Raw genomic sequence first — 24,864 nt, 5'->3', positions numbered from 1 at the left:
TGTTTAGAATATTGACACATTTTAATACTCATCATAGAATTTATCATGAAAAATTCGGTAAGTTTAGCAACTTGAGGTAACATTAATAAGCTGTTCAACTTTGATAACTTTAAAACGTTAGCGGGAAAAGATTTTCTATTATATCTTAGGGGGAGAAGTATGGAAAATACTTCAGTAGTTTCAAAGTATTTGAAAACAGGCGAGATGTTTAAGGAAAGTCTTCGCGATGATCGGACCGTTTACTATAAGGGCGAACTGATTTCGGATGTAACAACTCACCCAGCCACTAGCGGTGGTATTAATATCATGGCTAGTATTTTTGATGCCCAGCATAACCCAGAAATCCAAGATAAGCTTACTTACGTCAGGTCAGACTTAGGGGATCGCGTCACCAAAGCCTGGATGATTCCTAGAACGAAGGAAGATTTAAAGAGCCGACGGGAATTAACTGACTATATTGCTCAGGAAACCTTCGGGGTGTTTGGCCGCCCGTTTGATTTGGCGCCTCTTGTGCCTGTGGGAATGGCGGCATATCTTTCAAAGTTCCGCAGTAAAAGGCCTGAATATGCAGAAAATGTCCTCCACTATATTGACTATGCCCAAAAAAATAACTTAATGGGACCTGAAGTATTAGTGGATCCTCAAAATGACCGTTCCAAAGCCGCCGCCGCTGGTGCCCGCCTGTTCGATGTCGAACTAGGGAGCCAACTAAAAGGAGGCGACTCTACACCTGCTTTGCTCCGGGTGGTGAGGGAAACGGAAGAAGGAATCTACATTAGCGGAGCGAAGGCGGTAGGTTCAATCTCTGCCCAAGGAAATGAAATGATCCTCTCTAATTTGATGCGACCTGGTTTGTTACCTGAAGAGTCATTATGGTTATCAGTACCGATAAATGCACCAGGTATCCACATTGTCTGTCGTGAAACAGTCTCTACTGATGCAGCAAGTTCCTATGATCACCCGGTCAAATCACGCGGAGAAGAAATGGATTCCTTCTTGATTTTTGATAATGTCTTTGTGGAAAAATGGAGAATTTTTAACTATGGAGTTCCAGAACTCAATGAACTATATGGAGGTGTCGTATTAGGGGCGCACTGGCATATTCTCTCTCGTTTAGCAACTAAAGCGGAACTGTATGCTGGGGCTGCCCAACTCATTGTTGATGCATTAGGCACTGGGAAGATTCCAGGTGTACGTTCTATCGTATCAGAAGTAATTCAGTATGCTCAAACGTTGAGAGCTTATGTATTGGCCTCAGAGGAATTAGCTAAACAGACTCAAGATGAAGTGATGTGGCCAGATGTCAATATGCTTACAGCAGGACGTCTTTATGGAATTACCCACTATCCGCAAATTATCCATCATCTACAAGAATTATGCGGACAGGGATTGGTCATGAGATTTTCTGAAAAAGACTATGATCATCCATATATTGGCGGGAAATTAGAGGAACTTCTCTTTGGACGCGATTTAACATCCAAGCAGAAGAACTTATTGATGAACTTCATTTGGGATATTACCACGGATTCACATGCGGGTCGTATTGGTCTTTTTGAAAACGTCAATGCACTGCCAGCACCATTGCTTCGCGAGCGTCTGTACCATGAATATGACCGAACACCTTTTATGAACCAAATTCGTAAATCAATTGGACTTCCTTTAAGGCTGTAATCAAAGCTTTTTAATAACCGCAAGAGTAAGTTGCTTGATAAACGATTAGAGCTTAGTTTTTTAGTTTCTTCGTTGAGAGGAGTACATTAATATGAAGCAAAATCATTCTTTTGAGGATTTATTTGTAAAGGGTCTAAATGCAAATATTCACCTCATTACTAAAGGAGAAAAAGCCGGTACTCCAGTCATTTTTTTGCCTGGAATTACTAGTTACAGCTATTCATTTGTAAAAGTCCTAAATTTGATGCCTGAAAAATATTATTCCTTATCAATGGATGCTAGAGGCAGAGGGCAGTCCGATCGGCCTAAGGAAGGCTATCTATTAAAAGATTATACAGAAGACTTGCTGAATGTAGTCAACGCATTAATAGATAATCAGGTTTCTCCGATATTGGTCGGTCACTCCATGGGAGCCCGAATTGCTGCTGCATTTGGGAGCCAGTATCCATCTCTAATTTCCGGCATGGTATTAATCGACCCTCCTATTAATGGTCCTGGACAGAGAGATATCTATCCGAATCCTTTGTCCATGTTTTTAAAACAAAAGGAGGCAGTAGATCAAGGAGAAATGGAATTATTCCGTAGTTTCTTCCCTTCATTTACGGAGGAACAAATATCCGAAAGAGCAGAAGAGTATCGAAATAACAGTTTGCAAGCGATCATTGAATCCTATCAATCTCTGTTAATGGAGTCTTTTCAAGTATTTATCAAAATGCTTACTGTACCGGCATTACTTTTAGCGGCAGAACATGGAGATACAATTCGCGAAAACGAACTGCATGTTTTGAAAACTATCAACTCTTCTATGCAAGTGGAAAGGGTTAAAGGTGTAAGCCACATGGTGTATAAAGATGCACCTGAGCAAACAGTTGATTATATTGTTTCATTTATTGAAGGACTTACAAAAAAATGAAAGAGGTGTCTATAAATGACTGTTGAATTTGATGAAATGGTTTCCCTGTTTAAGAGAGAGCTTGAATTATGTAAATTAAAGCCGTCTGAAACGATGGCGGTACTAACCTCAGGAGAGATAAGAGCCGATTATGCAAAAGCGTTCCTTACGGCAGCATCTCAGCTCGGGGCGAATGCCTTTGAATTGAAACTGCCGCCAGTCAAACAAGGAGCGGCAGGTTCGTTTGGAATTACACCTTTGACAGATAACCGAGTTGCAGTTGAATGTTTAAAAAAGGCTGATCTTGTCATTGACTTAGTTCTTCTCCTTTTTTCTAAAGAACAATTGGAACTGCAGGATGCAGGGGTAAGAATTTTGCTAGTTGTTGAACCTTTCGATGTGATAAAAAGAATGTTTCCAAAAGAGAGCGACAAAGAGAGAGTGCTCTATGCAACTGAATTATTAAGAAATGCAAAAGAACTAAGAGTGACCAATAAGGCCGGCACCGATGTTACGTATCAGCTAGGTCAATATCCAATTCTTACAGAATACGGTTTTGCTGATGAACCAGGAAGATGGGACCACTTGCCAAGTTGTTTTTCTGCTGGGACATCTAACGATGGCGGCGTAGATGGAATAGTTGTTATGGATAGAGGGGACATATTTTTCCCTTTTAACCGATATTTACAAGACCAAATAAAATTAACGATAAAAGCCGGATATGTTACGAATATAGAAGGTGGTTTTGACGCCATGCTGATGAGGGAGTATATCGAAAGCTTTAATGACCCGCGAGCTTATGCAATTTCCCACATTGGCTGGGGGCTTAACGAAAGGGCACAATGGCATAGTCTCGCGTTTGATGATCAAGTATTTGGCATGGATGGGCGTGCTTTTTATGGAAATGTCTTATTCTCCTTAGGTCCAAACTCTGAATTAGGGGGGAACAACGATACCCCATGCCATCTTGATTTACCAATGAAAAATTGTACGTTATACCTAGATGGTGAGTTAATAGTTAAAGATGGAGATATTGTTATCGATGAAATGAAACCTGTAAAACCACAGCTAGCATGATTAAATAAACTCATTCTTTTCCTGTCGGTAAATTTATGATTTGTATCTTTGAATCTTTGAATTTTAAAAAAATAAATAGGTTATGGAACGAATTACTCTACAGCGATTTAATACAACTTCTTTGCGAGAGATGGTACGTTTTAGAAAATTATGACCATTATACGGAGGTATGTATATTGAGCAACCAAACGGTTAAGGTGAAAGAGCATTCTTCAATTGAAATACGAGGTGTCGATATGATTCCGGAGAATGAACGGAATTCGAAGGCATCAAATGTATTCTACGTCTTGTGTGGTTCGCAGTTTGCTTTTGGGATTATGGCCATCGGTTCTTTACCAATTGTGTTTGGACTTGGATGGTGGGCAGCATTCTGGGCATTGACGGTAGGGCTTGCAATTGGCTCAATTGCAATTGGAGCAATAGCTATTTTGTCACAGAGAACAGGAACTAATGGAGCACTTGCTAGCGGTGCACATTTTGGTGTAAAAGGCCGTGTTATTGGTTCGCTTCTTAATATTGTAATAGCCATTGGTTTTTATGCTCTAATGGTTTGGACTGGAGCTCAAGCCTTTGTCGCGGGAGGTCACCGGTTGTTTGGATGGTCAGAAGGAACCGGTACATTGCTGATAGGGTGCATCATCATTAGTATTATCACCGCTGTAGTAGCAATAATGGGTCATAAAATAGTAGTTCTGTTTGAAAAGATAGGCACTTGGTTGGTTGGAAGTATTGTCATTCTGTCTGTGTTTACATTTGCTTCACAGTTCAACGTTAGTTACGAAGGCGGACAGTATTTATTGGGAGGTTTTTGGCCGACTTGGGCACTCGCCATGCTAGTAGCCGCTTCGGTACCTATTTCGTATGCACCATTTGTTGGGGATTATAGCCGATATATTCCCAATAGTCATAGTTCGACGAAATTAGCTGTGGCTACATCCCTGGGAATGTTTGTAGGCTGTTGGTTAGCTATGGTACCGGCATCATATTTGATGTCAACGGTGAAGGATTTATCTACTCCATTCGTGACAGGAATTATTGGGGGGGCCCCCTCTTGGTGGATAGCACCAATTATGATTGCTGGAATATTTGGGAGTCTGCCGAACGGTGGTTTGTGTTTATACAGTGCCGGACTTTCTCTCGAGAGCCTGGGATGGAAGCATAAACGGGTAACTACCACGATAATAATGGCAATTATCGGATTTCTCTTAGTATTTGTAGGCGTCCAGGATGTATCCAATATGATCCATCTTATAGACGGGTTTGTAATTATCATCATAGTGGGTGTGTCACCTTGGTTAGCAATCAATCTAGTCGGACATTACTTAGTGAAGGGGCGCTATAAACCTTTAGATTTACACAACAGTTCCCCGTCAAGCAGCTACTGGTACTCTAGCGGGTATAACATTCCTGCTGTTATTTCATGGACTATTGGTTTGATTGTGGGATTGTTGTTCACAAGCACTAGCATTTTCACCGGTCCACTCGTACCTGCCGTTGGAGGCATTGATTTAAGTTTTACTTCATCAGCGCTTGTTGGGGCGATTTTATACTACGCTTTAACTATTTTATTACCAAATAGTTCCAGGGGTGTACCTAATGAAGTCGCTGAGAATATAGTACCTTAAATTGTTGGTTAGGAAAGTCATTAAAATGGAGAAAATTTCTTAAACTAAGACGAACTTCTTTTTAAAAGGAGTTCGTTTTTTTTGAAGGCTTTTTCATGATGAGTATTTTTAGTGAGAAATCTTATGAAGAGTATGGCTTGAAAAGTAGATGCTACTTTAATGTTTTCAAGAAAGAATTATTAGCAATTGATAGCTACATCCGTAGGAGGTTGCTGCCCAAAGATTAGCCAGGACTTGATTAATCAAAACATATTGGTAAGCCGTATGTCTTAATAGGACATGTGCGGTTCCGCTAATCCCTCTTTCTAGCAAGCTGCTTTTTATATGCATCAGAGGAAATGTAGGATTATCCAGTAATAATATAGCCTACTAAAAAAGTCTGATATAATAAAAAATAAATTTTTTAAAATTAGGTGGCGGCGCTAATGTTTGCTGAAGTAAATATTCAAGAAATAAGTTCGACTATCACCAAGTTGTTTCAATCCTTTCCTGTTAGGGTTGAAGTAGTGTTGCAGGATGATGACCAAAAGTCACTGCCGCTAAAGTGTCCGATCATTAGTAAAATCAAAAAAACTGGTATAGATGTATTCATTCGTAATAAAGCAAAGCACAGTACGTGTGAATTATGTTCTCTGAAAAATGATTGCGTGGCTGAAACCACCATTATTAAGCCCATAACCAAGAACAAAAAAGTAATAGGGGTTTTGCTGGTTACTCCCCTGGATGGACAGGCAGGCTGGCTGAATAAGAACTTCTATAATATTGAAATCCAGCTTGACTTTTGCTGTGAATGGATCAGCAATAAAATTGAAAATGATGATTTGAAAAAGGAAAACACCTTGGTCTTGGAAGAAATGATTGGACTGTTTTCTTTTATACAAGAACCCATTTTAATCGTTGGCCTTGATGGAACGATTCATAGCTTGAGCAATAATGTCAGCAAGGAGTTTAACAAAAGCAAGACGGTTTTACTGGGCGAAAACATCAACGAAATAATGTCTGCTTCCGATTGGCTGAAAATAAAGAATGTCAAAAACCAACAGGATTTTAAAATATCTATTCCTTCTTTAAAAAGCGAACAAGCAGAACATATAGCGAAAGTTAAACCGCTTCTAGCAAATGGAGAAATCGTTTCATTTCTTATCAAGTTGACATCTATCCATGATTCAAAAAAGAACATGACTGAACAAAGAGTCCTCTACACGTTTAAAGATGTGAAAGGAACGAGCGACTCCATTCAAACGGTTGTTGACATAGCTAGACGTGTGGCACCCAGCGATACCTCCATTTTACTGAGAGGCGAGAGCGGGACTGGGAAGGAAGTTTTCGCACAAGCGATCCATCAGGCAAGCAATCGAAGAGATGGTTCGTTCATTGCATTGAATTGTGCTGCCATTCCTGAATCTTTGTTGGAAAGCGAGCTATTTGGACATGTTAAAGGAGCTTTTACTGGTTCAAGTGGAGACAAACCAGGCAGATTCGAAATGGCCAATGGCGGGACGATCTTTCTTGATGAAATTGGAGACCTGTCCCTCCATTTACAGGCAAAACTGCTGAGGGTTGTCCAGGAGAGGAAAATTGAGCGGGTTGGAGATACGAAAAGCACTCCCGTTGATGTCCGAATTATAACTGCCACTCATCGCAATCTTGAAGAGCTTGTAGCAAAGGGCGAATTCAGAGAGGATTTATACTACAGGCTAAATGTCATTCCCATTACGATTCCACCATTAAGAGAAAGAAGAGAGGATATTCCGCTCCTCGTTGAACACTTTTTGAAAAAATTCTCCAGGGAGCTATTTCGCTCACTGAAGAGACTTTCTAACGATGTTTATGAAATCCTCCTTAGTTATCAATGGCCGGGGAATATCAGAGAACTGCAGAATGTAGTCCATCATTTTGTCCAATTAGAGATTGGTGACCTGGTAACCATGGAAAGCCTGCCCAAATATTTAAGGGATTTATATGTTAATGGCACAAAAATTGAACAGGTTGATAGCCTTGCTGTTTCAGGTAAAAGGAATACCCATGTGGAAGAAAAAGATTTGATCATTGAATTATTGAATCAGTATGGCAGGGATACTCCCAGTAAAAAGAAGGTTGCGAAACACATGAATATCAGCTTGCCTACTTTATATAGAAGAATTAGCAAATTCAATATTAAATAATGAACAGTAGCTGAGAAAAATGATAAAACTGAGAAAATATGAGAAAAAATGAGAAAATGTATGATTACCGGTGCTTACCGGTCATTTTTGGCTTTCTCATTATTTTAAAATTCTCGTAATTCACGTAAATTAAATCTTGTCATTCCCATTCACCCCGGGCTTTATGGGGATTTCATTTTGGCACACTTCTTGCATTATAAAAAGAAAGGAGCAACAACCTATGTCTTGGCAAATTAAAAAGCAGGATATACCACTATTGGCATTAGGAGCAAAAATCTTATCTTGTGGCGGAGGCGGTGATACCAAGACGATACAGAGTTTATTAATGTCGATCATGACGAATGAGGACTCAATAACTGTAAAGTCCATTACTGATATAGAGGACGAATGGATTGTTGCGGTCGGCATTATGGGTTCTACCATTTTATATGATGAAAACATCCCCAGCGGCCAAGAGGGAGTCCAAGTCCTTGATGTTTATGAATCGACCAGTCAAACAAAAGTCGACGCACTTATCCCTATAGAAATTGGCGGCGTGAATGCCCTGACTCCTTTAGTAACTGCGGTCATGAAAAAGTTGCCTGTTGTGGACGGAGATGGAATGGGAAGGGCTTTTCCTGAGATATCTATGACAACCTTTCATCTCTCGGATATTCCTTTATCACCATTCGTCCTGCAAACACATGATGAAAGCACTTTAATTGATGGTTTGGAGGATATTGATAACATAGCAGAATTGGCAAAAGATTTTATTGTGAGAAATGGAGGGTATGCCCATTTCCTTTGTTACGCTGCTAATGGAAGAAAAATGAAAACATCTATGGTTCCAGGATCATTAAATTTAATTCATCGGTTAGGAACTGCCGTCAAAAAAGATACACAAATAAGCCGAAAAATTGAAGAGATGCACAGGGTGTTCGAAAACTCAATTTATGGAAAACCTCTAGAAATCATCAGTGGTGTGGTTTCTGAGGTTAATCGGTGGTTTGAAAAAGGATCATTAATTGGAAAGCTCGTAATAGATGGGCGGTCCGTTTTTTCAAATAAAAGAATTGAAATAGAATTCAAGAATGAGTTTATTTCTATAAAAGAGGATCAGTATATTTGTACAACGCCTGATCTCATCCTTGTTTTGAATGAGGAAAATTTATTCCCATACAATGTTTCCGAGATCCAGGCGGGTCATTCCGTCATTATTTTCGCGCTACCAGCTCCAACCATTCTTCGAACAAAAGAAATGCTTGAGCTCGTGGGTCCAGAAAACTTTGATTTAACCATATCCTATAAACCTCTGCCAGGAGAATTAGATCATGAAACTGGGAATTGATGTGGGAGGAACAAATACAGATGCAGTGATTGTCAGGAATGATGGCAAGCTTCTTTCCTGGTCGAAGCACTTAACAACGAATGATATTATTTCTGGAATTGAGTTGGCTGCGAAAGAAGTGTTAAAAGAAGCAAACATCCCGCCAGACCAAATAAAAGGTATTTTCTTAGGTACAACTCATGTGCTTAACGCACTATATCACCCTGTCAATCTTTCTAAAACGGCGCTTATCCGTATCACGAAAAAGCCTTCGTTAATTGAACCAGCTTTACATTGGCCCGAAAATTTAAAGAAATATATTTCAAAGGTTTATCACTTTAAAAGTTCTTATGATTACACAGGCAAAATAAAAGGACAATCAACGCCAAATCCAGATGAAATCGAGCAGTTATACCATGATATAAAAAAATACGGTATTGAGTCAATCTGTCTTGTGGGAGCCTATTCCCCGTTATATGAAAGTGAAGAACGGGAAATTCGCGACCGCATTAAAGATTCTTTTCCTGAGATACCTATCACAATGTCTCATGAAATCGGAAGTACCGGATTCATAGAAAGAGAAAATGCCACACTTTTAAATGCAATAATATCCAAGGTGATCCGCCAGGCAATGATTGATTTATCGACATTATTTAAGAAACTATCATTAGAATGTCCATGTTGGTTAACTCAAAATGATGGCTCACTTATGGAAATCCAGGAAGCGATTGATTACCCCATTTTAACAATTGGGTCCGGGGTCACCAACAGTATCAGAGGGGCCAGTATCTTGAGCGGCTTGGACCGCTGTATCGTCGTCGATGTCGGTGGAAGTACGATTGATATTGGAAAGATCCAGAACGGGCAGCCGGAAGTTTCTATAGGTTCGACATCTATTTTGGATATAGATGTAAATATGCGGGTTCCGAAAATGTATTCCCTTCCTTATGGAGGAGGCAGTCTCATTTCAATCGAAGAAGAATCAGTTCAAATAAAAGAAACGATTGCCAGCGATATTGAACAGCAGGGGATATCATGGGGCGGTGACACTTGGACATTAACCGATTCTTTCCTTAAAATTTATCCAGATTCCTTTTCAGATGAAAAAATAACACTAAAGGGATTAGATAAACTGTCAGAGGATGACTGTCAAAAAGTGATTAAAACAGTGACGGGTGAAATCAAGAAAAAGATATCCAGACTCCAGCTGAGTAATGAAGCCCTTCCGGTTGTTTTAGTTGGCGGAGGAAGTTCATTACTTGTGAATAGGTTATTTGGAAAATACCAAAAAGTTTTCCATCCCGCTGGCTTTCATATTTGCAATGCAGTTGGCGCCTGTTTCGCACCTCTTAGTGCCCAGGTGGATAAAGTGTTCTGGCTGAGAGACAAGACGAAACAGGAAATAATCGATGAGGAAAGGGAACAACTGGTTCAACAACTTTTTCTGAAAGGAGCAAAAAGAGAGAGCATTGAGCTGGTATCTATAGAAGAGTTCCCCTTTGATTATATGAAAGGAGAGGTTTTGAGAATCCGTTTGAAGGCTTTAGGAGAATTGGAGTTTATTTCTGATGGAGGTGATGGGGTCGTTTAATTTTTTTATGAGATAAATATTCGGAAAATTCCACAAATTAAAAGGAGTGAAAGTAAATGAAAATCAAAGTAATCATGCCAATCACATCAGATATTTTTAATGAGGAAATTCTGGAAGAAGTTAAATATTATGCATCTGAAACAACTGAAGTTGGAGTGACCAGCCTTGATTATGGGCCTGCATCTGTTGAAAGCGAATATGATGAAGCGCTGTGTGTACCTAATTTTCTGGAAAAAGCTAAGGAGGCTGAGGAAGACGGATACGACGGTGTCATCAGTGACTGCTTCGGTGACCCTGGAGTAAAGCCGGCAAGAGAAATTCTGGACATTCCGGTTGTTGGTGCTTGTGAATCCTCGATGCTGTTCGCAAGCTCATTGGCTAAATCATTTTCTGTCGTGACAGTGCTGCCGAATGTAGTCCCTATGATTGAAAACATTAGCAAAACATTAGGGGTCAACGGTAATTTAGCATCCGTCCGATATGTAAATATTCCTGTATTAGAAGTTCACGATAAGGATCGGTTAAAAAGAGAATTGTACGAGGAAATGATCAAAGCAATCGAGCAAGATGGCGCCCACGCCTTAGTATTAGGCTGTACAGGATTCATGGGTGTTGCAGCAGAACTTCAGAAACGCCTAAAACAAAACGGGTTTGATGTTCCGGTCATTGACCCAGTATTCGCGGCAACACGACTGTTGGAAAGCTTGATCACAATGGGAGTAAAACAAAGCCGTCTGACATACATGACGCCACCCTCAAAACAGAGAATAAAAGCATAATTGGGATTGAAAATACACAATAAGTACACTCCTGTAAAATAAATTAACAGAACGTTCCGAATATTGAGCGGGGATTATGGCTTTCCATGAATAGGGCAAAATCCTTTTTTGTGAAAACCACAGTCAGGGGAGTAAATAATAAATTAAAGGGGTTGGATTTATGGAAGATACAAAGAAATTAGGAGACGATTACTCGCTGTCCAGGGTTCCGAAATCAGCGCGATTGCCAATGTGGGACATCATGCTTGTCCGGGTAGGAGCTCTTGCCACCTTGTCTCAATTTATGCTGGGTGCTGCATTAGGATACGGTATGACTTTCTGGCAGGCGTTTTGGGCCATGTTCTTTGGAAGTGTTATTTTACAGGTTATCAGTTTTCTTATCGGTTATGCGGGAGCACGTGAAGGTCTTTCTACGAGTTTATTATCGCGGTGGACTGGATTCGGCCGATATGGCTCCACTATTATCGGCATAGTTATTGCCATTTGTACGATAGGCTGGTTTGGGGTGCAAAATTCAGTCTTTGCCAATGGATTAGTCCAGGCAACCGATGGTAAATTGATTCTTCCCGTTGCCGCTGCGATAACTGGCATGGGCGTAACGGTATTGGTTATCTTTGGATTCAAGCTGTTAAGCATGACAGCGAAAATTGCCGTTCCTGCCTTTCTATTGGTAGTAGGATTCGGAATCTATCAAGTTCTAAGTGATTATTCGGTTATGAGTTTAATAGGAACTCCACCTCCAGGAGAGGCGCTTTCACTTGGAGTAGGTGCAACAATGGTGGCCGGAGGGTTCATGATTGGTGCAGTCATCACTCCTGATTTCAGTCGGTTTGCACGAAACGGGAAAGATGTTTTTTGGATGACCACGATTGGTACCATAGTTGGTGAGATGGGTGTCGGCATGGTTGCTGTGTTGATGGCCCATGCTGCAAAAACGAGTGATGTTGTCAGTATCATGCTGCAAACATCCGGTTGGCTTGGAGCCGCTGTAGTTGTTTTTTCAACAGTTAAAATCAATAACTTGAATTTATACTCTTCTTCTTTAGGTTTTACGAATATCATCGATTCGTTATTTAAGGTCAAAGTTAATCGTGCAATTGTGACACTTGTGATCGGGGTAATCGGAACAGTTCTATCCATCATGGGGATTCTTGATCGGTTTGTCGACTTCCTTGTTTTACTGGGAATTATGATTCCACCAATTGCAGGGATCATGGTGGTTGATTACTTCGTGTTAAAAACGTATCGTAAAGCACTTGATGAAAGCAGGGAGAAAGGAACCTTGCCAGCAGAGCCTGAAAAAATAAATCCAATTACATTAGTGGCTTGGGCGGCAGGTTTTGGAGGCGGTTATTTTATTACAGTTGGCATCCCATCCATCAATTCACTTTTAATAAGCGGTATCGTCTATTACGTTGGTGTGTTAACGGTGAAAGCATTTCAGGGTAAAAAAGAGCTAAAGGGAAAAGTTGCATAATAAACTTACGTATTATTGGAGGTTTTTAAATAATGAGAAAATTGGGCAAACAGGAAATCGAAGATATCGCGGTTGGCGCAGCCTTACTTGGTACTGGCGGAGGAGGAGACCCATACATCGGCAAGTTAATGGCATTGCAGGCGATTGAAGAATACGGGGAGATCACCTTATTGGATGTGGATGAAGTGCCAGATGACGCTTTAGTTGTGCCTTCTGCGATGATGGGAGCACCGACTGTCATGCTTGAAAAAGCCCCAAGCGGTGAGGAAGCAGCTGCTGCTTTCAAAAACCTTGAAGCCTATTTAGGAAAAAAGATCTTCGCAACGATGCCAATTGAGGCGGGTGGACTCAATTCAATGCTTCCATTGGCCCTTGCAGCAAAATTAGGTTTACCTGTTGTCGATGTAGATGGAATGGGCAGAGCGTTCCCGGAATTGCAAATGGTCACTTTCTATTTGGATGGTGTCGCCGCTACACCTATGGTCCTTGCTGATGAAAAAGGGAACACTTCATTGCTGTCAACGATCAATAATGTTTGGACAGAGAGGATTGCCCGCGCAGCTACAATTGAAATGGGCGGTTCAGCCATGATTGCCATCTATCCGATGACAGGCAAGATTGTAAAGGAAAGCGGAATCAGCAATATCTTAAAGCTGGAAGAAGAAATCGGCAAAGCCATCAGGCTTGCAAAGCAAAACAATGCAGACCCGATCAAAGAAGTTCTCAAAAAGGCAGAAGGGTTTGAATTGTTCCGGGGCAAAGTCAGTGATATTAACCGGAAAACTGAAACCGGTTTTGCAAGAGGAGTCGCGACATTCGAGGGAATCAATGAATATAAGGGTGAAACGCTCGAGGTCCGTTTCCAGAATGAGCATTTGCTTGCTCAGACCGAGCAGCGCCTCCTTTGCGTCACACCGGATTTAATTGCTGTGCTTGACGCGGAAACTGGCCTTCCAATCACGACAGAAGGCATCAGATATGGCGCTAGATGCGTCGTAATTGGAATGCCTTGCCATCCAAAGTGGAGAACGGAAAAGGGCATTGAAGTAGTTGGTCCTAAATACTTTGGCTACGATGTTGATTATATTCCTGTAGAAGAACTTGCGAAAAAAGGAGTGACAAAATAATGGGCGTATATCGTATTGGAATTGACGTAGGTGGAACCCATACAGACGCGGTCCTATTGGATCAGAACAATAAGGTGATTTCGGAAACAAAATCACCGACCACTGAAGATGTAGCAACAGGCATTTATACAGCCATGAAAAAAATAATCAACGATGCGAATGTTCCTCGTGAACAAATCAAATATGCAATGCTAGGGACCACCCATTGCACAAACGCCATCGTTGAGAGGAAAAGATTGAATAAAATTGCAGCGATTCGCATTGGTGCCCCGGCTACATTGGCCGTCAAACCACTGATTGGTGTACCGGACGACCTCCGCGTGGCACTTGGAAAGTATGTATATCTTATTCGGGGAGGGCATGAATTCGATGGGCGGGAGATTGTCTCTTTAGATGAAGAGCATTTATATCAAATCGCCGAAGAAATCAAAGGGGAAGTGGATTCTATCGCCATCACTTCAGTCTTTTCTCCTGTATCGCAAAAACATGAACAGAGGGCAAGTGAAATACTGAAAGAAGTACTTGGGGACGACGTATCTGTTTCTTTATCATCAGAGATCGGCTCGGTAGGATTGCTGGAAAGAGAAAATGCGACGATCCTCAATGCTGCTGTTGTCAAGGTCGCTAAAACTGCAGCGGACGGATTCATCAATGCACTGAAGAACGAAGGGATTGAGGCGAGAGTCTTCTTCGGACAAAACGATGGAACATTAATGTCGGTAGAATATGCGGTTAAATACCCCATTTTTACGATTGCCTGCGGACCAACGAATTCTTTGCGAGGAGCATCTTATTTAACTGATTTCTCCGATGCGATTGTGGTGGACGTTGGCGGAACAACTTCTGATATTGGCGTACTCGTTCAATCGTTCCCAAGGGAATCCTCATTGGCAGTAGAGATAGGCGGAGCGCGGACCAACTTCCGGATGCCCGACCTTATTTCCATCGGCCTTGGGGGAGGAACAATCATTCGCATCCAGGACAATGGCGAATTCACGGTTGGACCAGACAGTGTCGGGTACCGCCTGCCGGAAAAAAGCCTGATTTTTGGAGGAGACACTTTAACTACAACGGATGTTGCAGTAGCCCTTGGAAAAGTCGATCTTGGTGATCCTTTAAAAGTGGCCCATCTTGATAAGGAATTATTAAATCGAGTCTATGATAAAATGGTAGAACTCGTCGAAGAAGCGATTGATAAAATGAAAACCAGCTCAACACCTGTACCGGTCATTCTCGTTGGCGGCGGCAGCATTTTGCTGCCAGAAGAATTAAAAGGAGCTTCAGAGGTCATTCGCCCTCACCATTCAGGAGTGGCAAATGCCATCGGGGCGGCGATCGCCCAGGTTAGCGGACAAATTGAAAAGGTGTATGCCCTAGCAGAAATCAGCCGGGAAAAGGCGCTGGAGCATGCCAAGGAAAAAGCGATGTCAGAAGCGATTAATGCTGGTGCAGATCCCGATAGCCTGGTCATTGTCGATATAGAGGATGTTCCGCTTGCCTACATGCCAGGAAACGCGACCCGTATCCGTGTTAAAGCAGCAGGTGATTTAGCACAAGTTGAAATGAATGAACTGGTGTAGTACAAACTGGATAAGAAAAGCGCAAGCGCCCTGTTAAGCCCAGACAAATCATCTCTACCCGGAAAGTCGCTCTTTGACTTTTTGGGAGGAGGTTATTTGACCTCGAGGGGCTGGGAACTGGAGCTAGACAGTTATCGATAATATAAAAAAGCTCTAGTCCAATCTAGAGCTTTTTCTAATACTGATTATTATCAAATATTGGAGGAAAAGAATATGAGTATAGAAACATACATAGAGGAAATCAAAAATAAAACATTGATCATTGATGCCCACTTTGATCTTTTAATGGATGTGGCTATCCAAAGGGAAAAAGGCAGAAGGAAGGTGATTGAAACAGATTACTGGCCGCGTTTTAATGAAGGCGGGGTCAATATCATTATCGCGGCCATTTATATCGACAGCGGATTTTTACCCGAGATGGGTCTGCGAAAAGCGCTCAATCAGGTTAGTGCATTGTACGAAGAAGTACAGGAGTCCCCGGATAAATTGATGATTTGCAAAAATAGAGACGATATGATTCTGGCACAGCAATCAGGGAAAATTGGTTTCTTATTATCCCTTGAAGGAGCGGAACCAATTGGAACTGATTTAAGCTTATTAAGAGTGTTCTATGAATTGGGTGTCCGAAACATTGGCTTGGTTTGGAGCAGAAGAAACGCGGTGGGAGATGGCAGCCATTTCAGTCCGATAGACGAAGGGACAAAGGGTGGAATAACCCACTTTGGAGTGAAGGTAATTGAAGAGGCCGAAAAGCTTGGAATGATGATTGATGTTTCCCATTTGAATGATGAAGGATTTTGGGATGTGATCGAAATGTCAAAAAAGCCGATCATTGCATCACACTCGAACTCACGGGTTCTTTCGAATACGATGCGTAATTTAACCGATGAGCAGATGAAAGCTATTGCATCCAAAGGCGGTGTGATTGGAGTCAATGCGGTAAGCATCATTGTTGCAGTGGAAGACGAAAATAGTACGTTGGAACAATTTATTAAGCACATTGACCATATAGTGCAGTTAATCGGGATTGATCATGTTGGGATCGGGTTCGATTTGTGCGATGATTTCTTCAAATATATGGACGCAGACGATTTAGCCAGAATGCCGCGAAAACCCTTTGATGTAATAGACGGCCATCAAAGCTTACCGAAATTAATAGAAGGCTTGATTAATAGAGGCTATAAGGAAGAAGAGCTGCAAAAAATAATAGGAGGCAATTTTTTAAGAATCTTTTAAAAACTAGTGCCTGACCCCCTTTAGATTGCTAAGGGAGTCAGGCACAAAAAGATCTGCACATGAGTTACTGTCCTGTTGTCTCTTACTTTCTGATATTTTTGCCTTCCAAATATTCATGATGAAAAATGGCCTTAACTACCCATAAAAATAGGGTAGTTCTTGCAAGCAGCGGGTACAGCTTCTTGTGTAAAAAAGGGAGGCAAAGTTGCATGGTGATTCAAGCATAAAAGTTAATGCCATTAATGTGCGACGAAGTATATCAGGTATGGGGACTTCAAGAGGGTGGAGCAGGAATAACATAAATAGACTAAATGAATTTTGTTATTTAATTTGACTTGTTACTTTAAAACAAATGAAAATGAATGTCAATGAAAATTTCTCCCCAAATAGAGGGTCCTTATTGAACCCTCTATTTGGTTGTTTCTAAATGAAGTGAAATAACCAAAAAAACCATTTGTAATGGAGTTGGGATCAGACGTCCATTACGGTGTAGTTGTGGGAGTTTGCCCTTTTTTGGCAACGTTTAATTCGAGTTTTTCACTTAAGAAAGTGGAGCCCAGAACCAGGCCGCCGCCAAGCATTTGAATCCATGTCATACCTTCGCTTAAGAAAATTGAGGCAATGATCACAGCTGATATCGGATCAATGTAGCTAAGAACAGCAATCGTTTGCCCCTTGAGTTCTTGAAGAGAAGTAAAGTATAAAAAATAAGCAAAACCCGTATGCACAATACCAAGGACCAAGATAAAAATAATCGAAGTTGAGTTTAAACGACCCAAGTCTAGATTACCCTGCCACAGTACATAGGGAAACAGAACCAAGGCGCCTGCCATTAATTGCACTAACGTGATTTCGAAACCAGATAAATTTTTGATGAATTTGTTCATTAAGACTACACTTGCATAAAATGCGGCCGCTAAAAGGCCATAGAAAATACCGAGGGTGTTGTTCTGTGAATCGCTTGTACCACCAGCTCCAGGATTAACGATTAAAAATAGACCAATCATTGCCATTACGATGCAAATAACCTTCACACTTGTTAGTTTTTCTTTCAGTAACCATGGTGCTAGGATCATCACAAATATCGGTGCAAAGTAATAGCTAATGGTGGCATTAGATATCGTCGTATACCGATAAGACTCAAATAAAAAAATCCAATTAAGGCCAATCGCAGCCCCTGATAATAGAAGAAGAAGCGCATTTTCTTTTAACGCTTGATAAGATGGCTTATGTTTGACAAGGAAACTAGCAATAAGAAGGAATAGACTTCCGATGACCCCTCTCAAAAACGCTATTTCACTTGAAGACAGCTCAATCTTTTTTACAAAAACCCCGATGCTTCCAAAAATGAGCATCGTTAGGATGAGTCTCATTTTCCCTTTCATGTTGATCCCCCCTAGTTCTTTATCTAAATACCAAATGACTGATCGTTCAACTGCTGTTGCAGCAGGGCACCTTAAAACCATACCTTACTTTGTTATAAACTTGAATAACGTAAAAATCAACCATTAAATACCATTAATATTTTCTGTTTTATCCCAACAATGGGGTTTAGTGGTTTAAAGATGAAGGATTTAAAAAATATCTTAATCAGTGATTCAAAAGTTAAAGATAAAGAAAGGAGAAATCCAGCCTTTGTGCTGGATTTTATTCATCAAAATATTATTCCAGAAAAGACTGTTTTAAAGTACAAGTAGAATTGTATGAAATGGATGATTTCAATTCATATTAACTGAAAGGAGGCGTCCTGAAAATGAATTTTACATGGTTATTTGGGCTATTATTTTTATCTCAACAAGTGAATATGCCAGACAGTTTATTAATCACTAACAACGGGCACCCTTTATCGGTTGTTAATTGTATTGATTTATCGATGAAGTTACCTGGATTACCTATTATTAATACAGAAAAGTTAACAAAATGTATGGATCAAATTGACAAACATGTTTCTAAAATGCCTAAAAATGCAATGAAAGATGAGTCCGGAAAAATTATACCCGAACATGTTGGTTATCGCTTATATCGTCAGAGGTTCACAGAAAAAGTTTATTCTTATTATTTTAACAATGGTTCATCTAAAATAGAGGTCCCCTTACTTGAAATTTATCCTAAAGTTGACAGTGAATTACTTGGAAATATCCAAAATGAAAAAATCGGAAGATATGTAACATCCTTCAATATATCTAACAAAGGACGAACCAATAATATTTATCTTGCAACCGAGGCTATTAATAATTTTGTTCTTTTCCCAGGTGAAATATTTTCCTTTAATAAAGTTGTTGGAAAAAGAACAGCAGGAAAAGGATACTTGCCTGCACCAGTGATCTTAAGAGGAGAATTAGCAAAAGATATTGGCGGTGGAATCTGTCAGGTATCATCTACCCTTTTTAATGCAGTAGATAATGCCGGATTAGAAGTTACTCAGCGTTCCTCACACAGCAGAAAGGTAACATACATTCCACCTGGGCGGGATGCCACCGTTAGTTGGAATGGACCAGATTTTGTTTTTAAAAATAAATACAATCAACCAATTCTAATACAATCAAAAACGGTAGGAAACAAGTTAACCATCGAGATATATTCTTCAGATGTCATTAACTATACTCCTAAAAAAGTGCCACACCTTCCTTATGATCAAAATCACCCACCCAAGTAAGGTTATGTGGTCGATCTTCCTATTGGAGTGACAGAAATGAGGAATTGAAATGAAGGATTTGAACTATTGGAATCCAGAGGATCCAAAATTTTGGGAGACTAAAGGGAAAAGAGTGGCCAGTCGCAAATTGTGGATTTCCATCCCCAATTTATTAATTGCCTTCAGTGTCTGGCAAATTTGGTCGATTCTATCACTAAAGTTAATTGATGTAGGATTTAATTATACGACAGACCAAGTGTTTACTCTTACTGCTATTCCAGCCTTAACAGGAGCGGTCGTTCGAATTTTATATTCGATAGGAGTAACTTATACTGGAGGGAAGACATGGACGATCTTATCGACCTTAATTCTTCTTGTTCCAGTAATCGGTTTGGGGATTGCCTTGCAAAATCCTAATACGCCCTACATGACGATGGCAACCCTCGCTGCTCTTTGTGGTCTTGGTGGTGGGAATTTCGCATCCTCAATGGCGGCGATGGGCCCTTTTTTTCCAAAGGCAAAACAGGGGTCAGCTCTTGGGATTAATGGCGGTTTAGGGAACCTTGGAGTAAGCGTTGCCCAGTTTTTAATACCACTCGTGATTACCTTCCCGCTGTTTGGTGCATTAGGCGGAAGGCCGCAAGCCCTTCCTAATGGAGGCGGCGGGACCACTCAGGTTTGGGTTCAAAATGGGGCTTTAATTTGGATCATTCCGATCATTCTTTTTGCCCTCTTCGCACTGCTTGGCATGAACAATCTGCCACTAGAGAAGCCGAAATTATCTAACCAGTTAAAAGTATTTAAACGAAAGCATATGTATCTCATCACGGTTCTTTACATCATGTCTTTTGGCTCATTTATCGGTTATTCAGCAGCTTTCCCTTTATTATTAAAGGGTGAATTTCCGGAAATTAATTTCCTTCAGTTAGTATTTATCGGCCCGTTATTAGGGGCATTAGGACGGCCTGTTGGGGGTTATCTTGCCGATAAATTTGGAGGTGCAAAGGTCTCTCTACTTGTGATCGGAATTATGATTCTTGGAGTGACTGGCGTACTGATTTTTATCAGCGATAATTCACGAAGCTTTCTTGGTTTTTTTCTATCCTTTCTTTTATTATTTATTATTTGCTACTGGCGGGATTGTCAATGGCTCCATTTTCACGATGTTTCCGATTATTTTTGGGCCCGTCGAAACACCCGCGGCAATTGGATTGGCAGCAGCGATAGGAGCATTTGGCGGCTTCTTCATTCCTAAAATGTTTGGCTGGTCCATTCAAAATACAGGAGATATTAGTCCAGCATTATATCTATTTATTGTGTACTATATTATATGTGCCGGTATAATTTGGTTTTATTATGTAAGAGAAAATGCAGAAGTACATGTAGATGCATTAAGGACTCAGTAATTAGAAAAAAGAAGAGAACGAATGTTATATAATTTGCTGGATATTAGAGAAAAGCTAAGATTTATAAAATGTGGCACATTATATGGGACAAAAGAAAAGGATAGATAAAGCAGAAAATATTTGCCTTATCTATCCTTTTTTTTGTACTACATTTTTCGGCCAGAGATTGTTTGGGTCGAAGTTTGAATCTAATCTTACAACCAAGGAGCGGAAAGAGGATAGGAGGAAGATTTTGATCTGGATGACTAATCATTCCTTGGGATGATTGCAGCTTTATAGGAACTGTTGAAGTGATCAAAGGTATTTTAGGTAAGTATAAGTATCGTATGAATGCAAACGATAAATATTAAAATAGTGTCGGCAGGTGCTACACATGAAATGGCTGTATCAACCCAAACAGAAAGCAAACAATAACAGAAAACCCATCACGCTATCTTACAATATTCATACAAACCTACAACAAGTAAAAGATGAGCTGCAATCTTGCGCTGATCTAGTGATCCGGGAGCTTGAGCTAGGTGGTGTTAAAAAAGCAGCGCTTATTCATATACAGGGCATTTCTGACAGCGATACCATCAGTGAAAAGGTTGTAAATCCATTACTTGAAAAATGGAAAAATGCGTGCTATGCAATTAATGGTTATATCAACGTTACTAGTTAAAAATATCTTTCAAGTATTCGTCCCTTCGACAACAGAAGGTCAGATTGCAAAATTAGTAAAATACTTAGTTCCGGTTCTTTCTCTTGTAGGACTTTATTTTACATTTAAAGGTGGAAATACACTTTTTGGAATCGCTTTAATCGCATATAACTTCATTACACAACTTGCTCCAGCGTTTTTCTTTAGTTTGCTTAAGAGGAATTTTGTTACAAAATATGGCGCTTTTGCTGGAATCATTGCCGGAGGATTGTTAGTTTCTACCATGTCTTTAGGAAATATTACGATTGGACAGCTATTTCCTTTCATTCCTCAAGTTATTAAAGATCTGAATGTAGGAATCATTGCACTATTTGTTAATACACTAGTTCTGGTAGTTGTGAGTTTGATGACAAAAAATATCACTTTAACACAACCAAAAACCAAAGCAGTGGTTGAGTAACATTGATAATGTAGTGAACCCTGTCAAGTAGACAGTAAAAAAGTAATATAAAGCAGCAGCCTGAGTTCGATATTCATATGAACTCAGGTTTTTTATTGGGTAAACCTTCAGTATTAAGAGTTTGGAACATCAAATTTAAAGTGGTAGTGTCAGAAAGTTCGAAATTGTATTTTTCAAATAATATAATCTGATTCGTAAAATATAATGAATAATGAGGGCGAAAATTAAATAAATCAAATATCTGGGAGGCTAATAATGGGGGTAGGATATTTAAAAATAGAAGCGCGTACCGGTGGTGTCGCTTTACCGGTAAGTGGTGCAAATATTATTATTAGAGACTCCAGTGGAAAAATTCTTAACCAACTGAAATCAGATGAGAGCGGAAATACTGAAGCGGTACCACTGAACGCTCCAGATAAAGCTAGTACGTTAAGATCTAACAATCCAGGTCCATATTATTCAACATATGATGTGGAGATTCGTCACGATAGATTTATCTCGAATATAATTCGTGGCGTGCAGTTATTTGACACTGTAACATCCACATTACCTGTGAGGATGGCGCCTGTACCGAGAACGTTTGAACAAAGCAATTTGGTAAGGGAAGTAAATATTCCGTCACACGGACTTCTAACTCAAGTAGGTCGGAAACAACAAGGGCCTAAAGTACAACCTCAAGTACTTCATGATGTAGCTATTCCTGAATACATTACAGTACATCTTGCTCACCCTGACTCATGGGCAAGAAATGTTCGCGTCAAATTTATTGATTATATCAAAAACGTAGCATCAAGCGAGATCTATCCAACTTGGCCACATGCTTCTCTTGAAGCCAACATCTATGCTCAAATCACTTTTGCCTTAAACAGAGTGTACACAGAATGGTATAGGTCGAGAGGTTACGAATTTGATATATCAAATTCCACAAGTGTTGACCAAGCTTTTGTAGATGGTGGAGAAATATTTGAAAACATAAGTGTGATTGTTGACAAAATATTTAACCAGTACGTTCGAAGACAGGGGCATAAAGAACCGTTCTTTACCATGTTCTGCAATGGAACAACATCAACATGCCCAGGGGGACTTTCACAGTGGGGTACAGTTGACCTTGCAGAACAAGGGATGAATCCTTTTCAAATACTTGACCATTACTACCCTGATGACATTGAGATAGTAGAAACGAACAATACGATTAGCGTAGTTGAGTCCTATCCCGGTGTAGCTTTAAGGGAGGGAAGTCAGAGTCCTAGTGTTAAGATCATGCAAAGGTATTTGAACAGAATACGAGTCAACTATCCACTTATTCCACAAATCGCAAATCCGAATGGAATGTTCGGAAGCGATACGACTGAAGCAGTAAAAACATTTCAAAGTATTTTTGGACTAACGCCCGATGGGGTAATCGGTAAAGAAACATGGTATAAAATATCTTATTTGTATGTAGCGGTTAAGAAACTTGGAGAACTTGAAAGTGAAGGCGAATGGATCGATATAGGCGAGGTTCCGCCAACTGTCGTTTTAATAGAATCCTCAAAAGGTGCGCCTGTCGCTCAACTGCAATTTATTCTAAATACGATTTCATGGTTTTACCCTACTGTACCTTCTGTCATACGAGATGCAATGTTTCGAGCTACAACAAAAAAAGCAGTTATCGAGTTTCAAAAAACATTTAATTTGCCAGCTGATGGAGTTGTTGGTCGTGCCAATTGGGATATGCTTTATAAGGTTTATAAGGGGATTGAAAATAATGTGGTAATTCCTAAGCCCCTTCCCGGGACTGTTCCACCAACTGAACCACCACCTGAAACGGGTCCACCTTATCCTGGAATGCTTCTCCGTGTAGGCTCTAGGGGTGAGAGTGTTTTGTTAATGCAACAATATCTAAATGTCGTTTCAAAGGTTTATCCATCAATTCCAAAGCTTGCAGCTGATGGTATTTTTGGTAAAAGAACCAATAGTGCTGTGATAGCCTTTCAAAAACAATTTGGTTTGTCCGCTGATGGGATTATTGGTCCAGCAACTTGGAAACGTATTGTAAAAGAGCACAATAAAATTACAACTTAATCCTATCCATAGGTGCCCCTAAATAAATGGGACACCTTCTTTATTGATATACAAAAAACTAAGAGGGCACTTTTATTAAACAATAAGGACTGTTGGTCGGGTTTGATTTTTAATGTAGTCTTTATAAACTAAACATTACAAATTTCATCCATGTAAATGAAGAGGATAAAAAGCTTGCCTTAGGGTAAACTCTAACGAATATAATGAACAAATCAAGCAAAGATTACAAATTTCTAATAAAAATTTCAGGAGGAATTTATATGAAATATACTGTGATAACTGGTGCAAGCTCAGGTATTGGTTATGAAGCTGCATTAGCTTTTGCATCTCGAGGAAAAAATTTAATCGTTGTAGCACGCAGGAAAGATAATCTTGAAAAATTAAAGTCAGAGATCTCTACGATTAATCCAAACTTAGATGTTGTTATTCGAACAACTGATTTATCAGTTACTGAGAATGCTTATAATCTTTACGAAAGTCTTCGTGATTACCAAATTGAAACGTGGATTAACAATGCAGGATTTGGCAATTTTGCTTCAGTTGCTGAACAAAATCTAAACAAAATTGAGGCTATGCTACACTTGAATATAGAGTCATTAACCATACTCACATCTCTTTATGTTCGTGATTATGCAAATGTCGAAGGGACTCAGCTTATTAATGTTTCATCAGGCGGCGGTTATACAATTATTGCAAATTCTATTACCTACTGTGCTACTAAATTTTACGTAAGTGCATTTACAGAAGGTCTTGCACACGAACTTAAGTTAAGAGGTGAGAAGATGCAGGTGAAAGTTTTGGCTCCTGCCGCAACTGAAACAGAGTTCGCACAACGATCTTTAGATATAGACGAATTTCAATATGAAGGTGCTGTACCAAAGTTTCATACCTCAAAGCAAATGGCAGGATTTATGCTTGATCTATATGATAGTAATAAAGTAGTAGGAAAAGTTGATGGAATAACCTATGAATTTGAGCTTGTCGATCCTATATTTAACTATGCGGTAAGAACAACTAAATGATAGTGAATGATTAAATTCATAAAATAAAGACAAAAAACTAGCAGGAGTATTCAGGCTGTTAATTTTTTTGTTGCGATGTTAAGTCACGTGTAGATCGAATTGATTGGTTAA

At 39.9% G+C, this 24,864-nt stretch carries 20 protein-coding genes; 19 read left to right on the top strand and 1 reads right to left on the bottom strand.

Translation table 11 applies throughout. The features are described 5' to 3' along the window. Positions 1-159 precede the first annotated feature (159 nt). The 12 genes from AB7942_RS04650 (at position 160) to AB7942_RS04595 (ending at position 16,526) form a co-directional block, all read left to right on the top strand. Positions 160-1,671: a 4-hydroxyphenylacetate 3-hydroxylase N-terminal domain-containing protein gene (locus AB7942_RS04650; RefSeq protein ID WP_369445987.1), complete on the top strand. Its 1,512-nt coding sequence runs from the start codon at positions 160-162 to the stop codon at positions 1,669-1,671. Positions 1,672-1,762: 91 nt separating this feature from the next. After that, positions 1,763-2,584, top strand: coding sequence for an alpha/beta fold hydrolase (locus AB7942_RS04645; protein WP_369445986.1), 822 nt, complete (start codon positions 1,763-1,765; stop codon positions 2,582-2,584). A gap of 15 nt (positions 2,585-2,599) precedes the next feature. Further along, on the top strand, positions 2,600-3,640 hold the full coding sequence (locus AB7942_RS04640; protein ID WP_369445985.1) for a 2,5-dihydroxypyridine 5,6-dioxygenase NicX family protein: 1,041 nt from the start codon (positions 2,600-2,602) through the stop codon (positions 3,638-3,640). A 176-nt stretch (positions 3,641-3,816) separates the two neighbouring features. Then, positions 3,817-5,265, top strand: coding sequence for a purine-cytosine permease family protein (locus tag AB7942_RS04635; protein ID WP_369445984.1), 1,449 nt, complete (start codon positions 3,817-3,819; stop codon positions 5,263-5,265). A 425-nt stretch (positions 5,266-5,690) separates the two neighbouring features. After that, complete coding sequence (locus tag AB7942_RS04630; protein ID WP_369445983.1) at positions 5,691-7,430, top strand: sigma-54 interaction domain-containing protein; 1,740 nt, start codon at positions 5,691-5,693, stop codon at positions 7,428-7,430. Positions 7,431-7,650: 220 nt separating this feature from the next. Continuing rightward, positions 7,651-8,757: a DUF917 domain-containing protein gene (locus tag AB7942_RS04625; protein ID WP_369445982.1), complete on the top strand. Its 1,107-nt coding sequence runs from the start codon at positions 7,651-7,653 to the stop codon at positions 8,755-8,757. Beyond that, positions 8,741-10,327, top strand: a complete 1,587-nt coding sequence (locus AB7942_RS04620; RefSeq protein WP_369445981.1) for a hydantoinase/oxoprolinase N-terminal domain-containing protein — start codon at positions 8,741-8,743, stop codon at positions 10,325-10,327. Before AB7942_RS04625 ends, AB7942_RS04620 begins: the two co-directional genes overlap by 17 nt. A gap of 56 nt (positions 10,328-10,383) precedes the next feature. Further along, positions 10,384-11,106 carry an aspartate/glutamate racemase family protein gene (locus AB7942_RS04615; protein WP_088088355.1) on the top strand — a complete coding sequence of 241 codons (723 nt, stop codon included), beginning with the start codon at positions 10,384-10,386 and terminating at the stop codon, positions 11,104-11,106. Positions 11,107-11,266: 160 nt separating this feature from the next. Continuing rightward, positions 11,267-12,583, top strand: coding sequence for a purine-cytosine permease family protein (locus AB7942_RS04610; RefSeq protein ID WP_369445980.1), 1,317 nt, complete (start codon positions 11,267-11,269; stop codon positions 12,581-12,583). Positions 12,584-12,615: 32 nt separating this feature from the next. Next, positions 12,616-13,710: an S-methyl thiohydantoin desulfurase family protein gene (locus AB7942_RS04605; RefSeq protein ID WP_088088353.1), complete on the top strand. Its 1,095-nt coding sequence runs from the start codon at positions 12,616-12,618 to the stop codon at positions 13,708-13,710. After that, the gene (locus tag AB7942_RS04600; RefSeq protein ID WP_088088352.1) at positions 13,710-15,290 is read left to right on the top strand and encodes a hydantoinase/oxoprolinase N-terminal domain-containing protein; all 1,581 of its coding nucleotides are present in this window, start codon (positions 13,710-13,712) and stop codon (positions 15,288-15,290) included. Before AB7942_RS04605 ends, AB7942_RS04600 begins: the two co-directional genes overlap by 1 nt. A 213-nt stretch (positions 15,291-15,503) precedes the next feature. After that, complete coding sequence (locus AB7942_RS04595; protein ID WP_369445979.1) at positions 15,504-16,526, top strand: dipeptidase; 1,023 nt, start codon at positions 15,504-15,506, stop codon at positions 16,524-16,526. A gap of 482 nt (positions 16,527-17,008) precedes the next feature. On the opposite strand, the gene AB7942_RS04590 is transcribed toward AB7942_RS04595, so the two are convergent. Continuing rightward, a complete protein-coding gene (locus AB7942_RS04590) occupies positions 17,009-17,911 on the bottom strand; it encodes a DMT family transporter (protein ID WP_369445978.1) in 903 nt (300 codons plus the stop codon). 180 nt (positions 17,912-18,091) lie between these two features. Here AB7942_RS04590 and AB7942_RS04585 point away from each other — a divergent pair, with 180 nt between their 5' ends. From AB7942_RS04585 to AB7942_RS04555, 7 genes are all read left to right on the top strand, one after another. Further along, positions 18,092-18,223: a hypothetical protein gene (locus AB7942_RS04585; protein ID WP_369445977.1), complete on the top strand. Its 132-nt coding sequence runs from the start codon at positions 18,092-18,094 to the stop codon at positions 18,221-18,223. A gap of 56 nt (positions 18,224-18,279) precedes the next feature. Then, entirely contained in the window at positions 18,280-19,182 is a 903-nt protein-coding gene (locus AB7942_RS04580; protein ID WP_369445976.1) for a VanW family protein, read from the top strand. 49 nt (positions 19,183-19,231) lie between these two features. Then, complete coding sequence (locus tag AB7942_RS04575; protein WP_369445975.1) at positions 19,232-20,416, top strand: MFS transporter; 1,185 nt, start codon at positions 19,232-19,234, stop codon at positions 20,414-20,416. Between the two features lie 524 nt (positions 20,417-20,940). Further along, on the top strand, positions 20,941-21,228 hold the full coding sequence (locus AB7942_RS04570) for a spore germination protein (protein ID WP_369445974.1): 288 nt from the start codon (positions 20,941-20,943) through the stop codon (positions 21,226-21,228). Continuing rightward, positions 21,194-21,667 (top strand): hypothetical protein, encoded by a 474-nt coding sequence (locus tag AB7942_RS04565; RefSeq protein WP_369445973.1) that lies wholly within the window; start codon positions 21,194-21,196, stop codon positions 21,665-21,667. Before AB7942_RS04570 ends, AB7942_RS04565 begins: the two co-directional genes overlap by 35 nt. A 255-nt stretch (positions 21,668-21,922) precedes the next feature. Then, complete coding sequence (locus AB7942_RS04560; protein ID WP_369445972.1) at positions 21,923-23,731, top strand: peptidoglycan-binding protein; 1,809 nt, start codon at positions 21,923-21,925, stop codon at positions 23,729-23,731. Positions 23,732-23,991: 260 nt separating this feature from the next. After that, positions 23,992-24,753 (top strand): SDR family NAD(P)-dependent oxidoreductase, encoded by a 762-nt coding sequence (locus AB7942_RS04555; RefSeq protein WP_369445971.1) that lies wholly within the window; start codon positions 23,992-23,994, stop codon positions 24,751-24,753. The last annotated feature ends 111 nt before the right edge of the window (positions 24,754-24,864 follow it).

The sequence above is a fragment of the Neobacillus sp. BF23-41 genome (assembly GCF_041106275.1).
The sequence above is the reverse complement of the archived record's forward strand: the minus strand, read 5'-3'. Positions and strand labels throughout refer to the sequence as shown.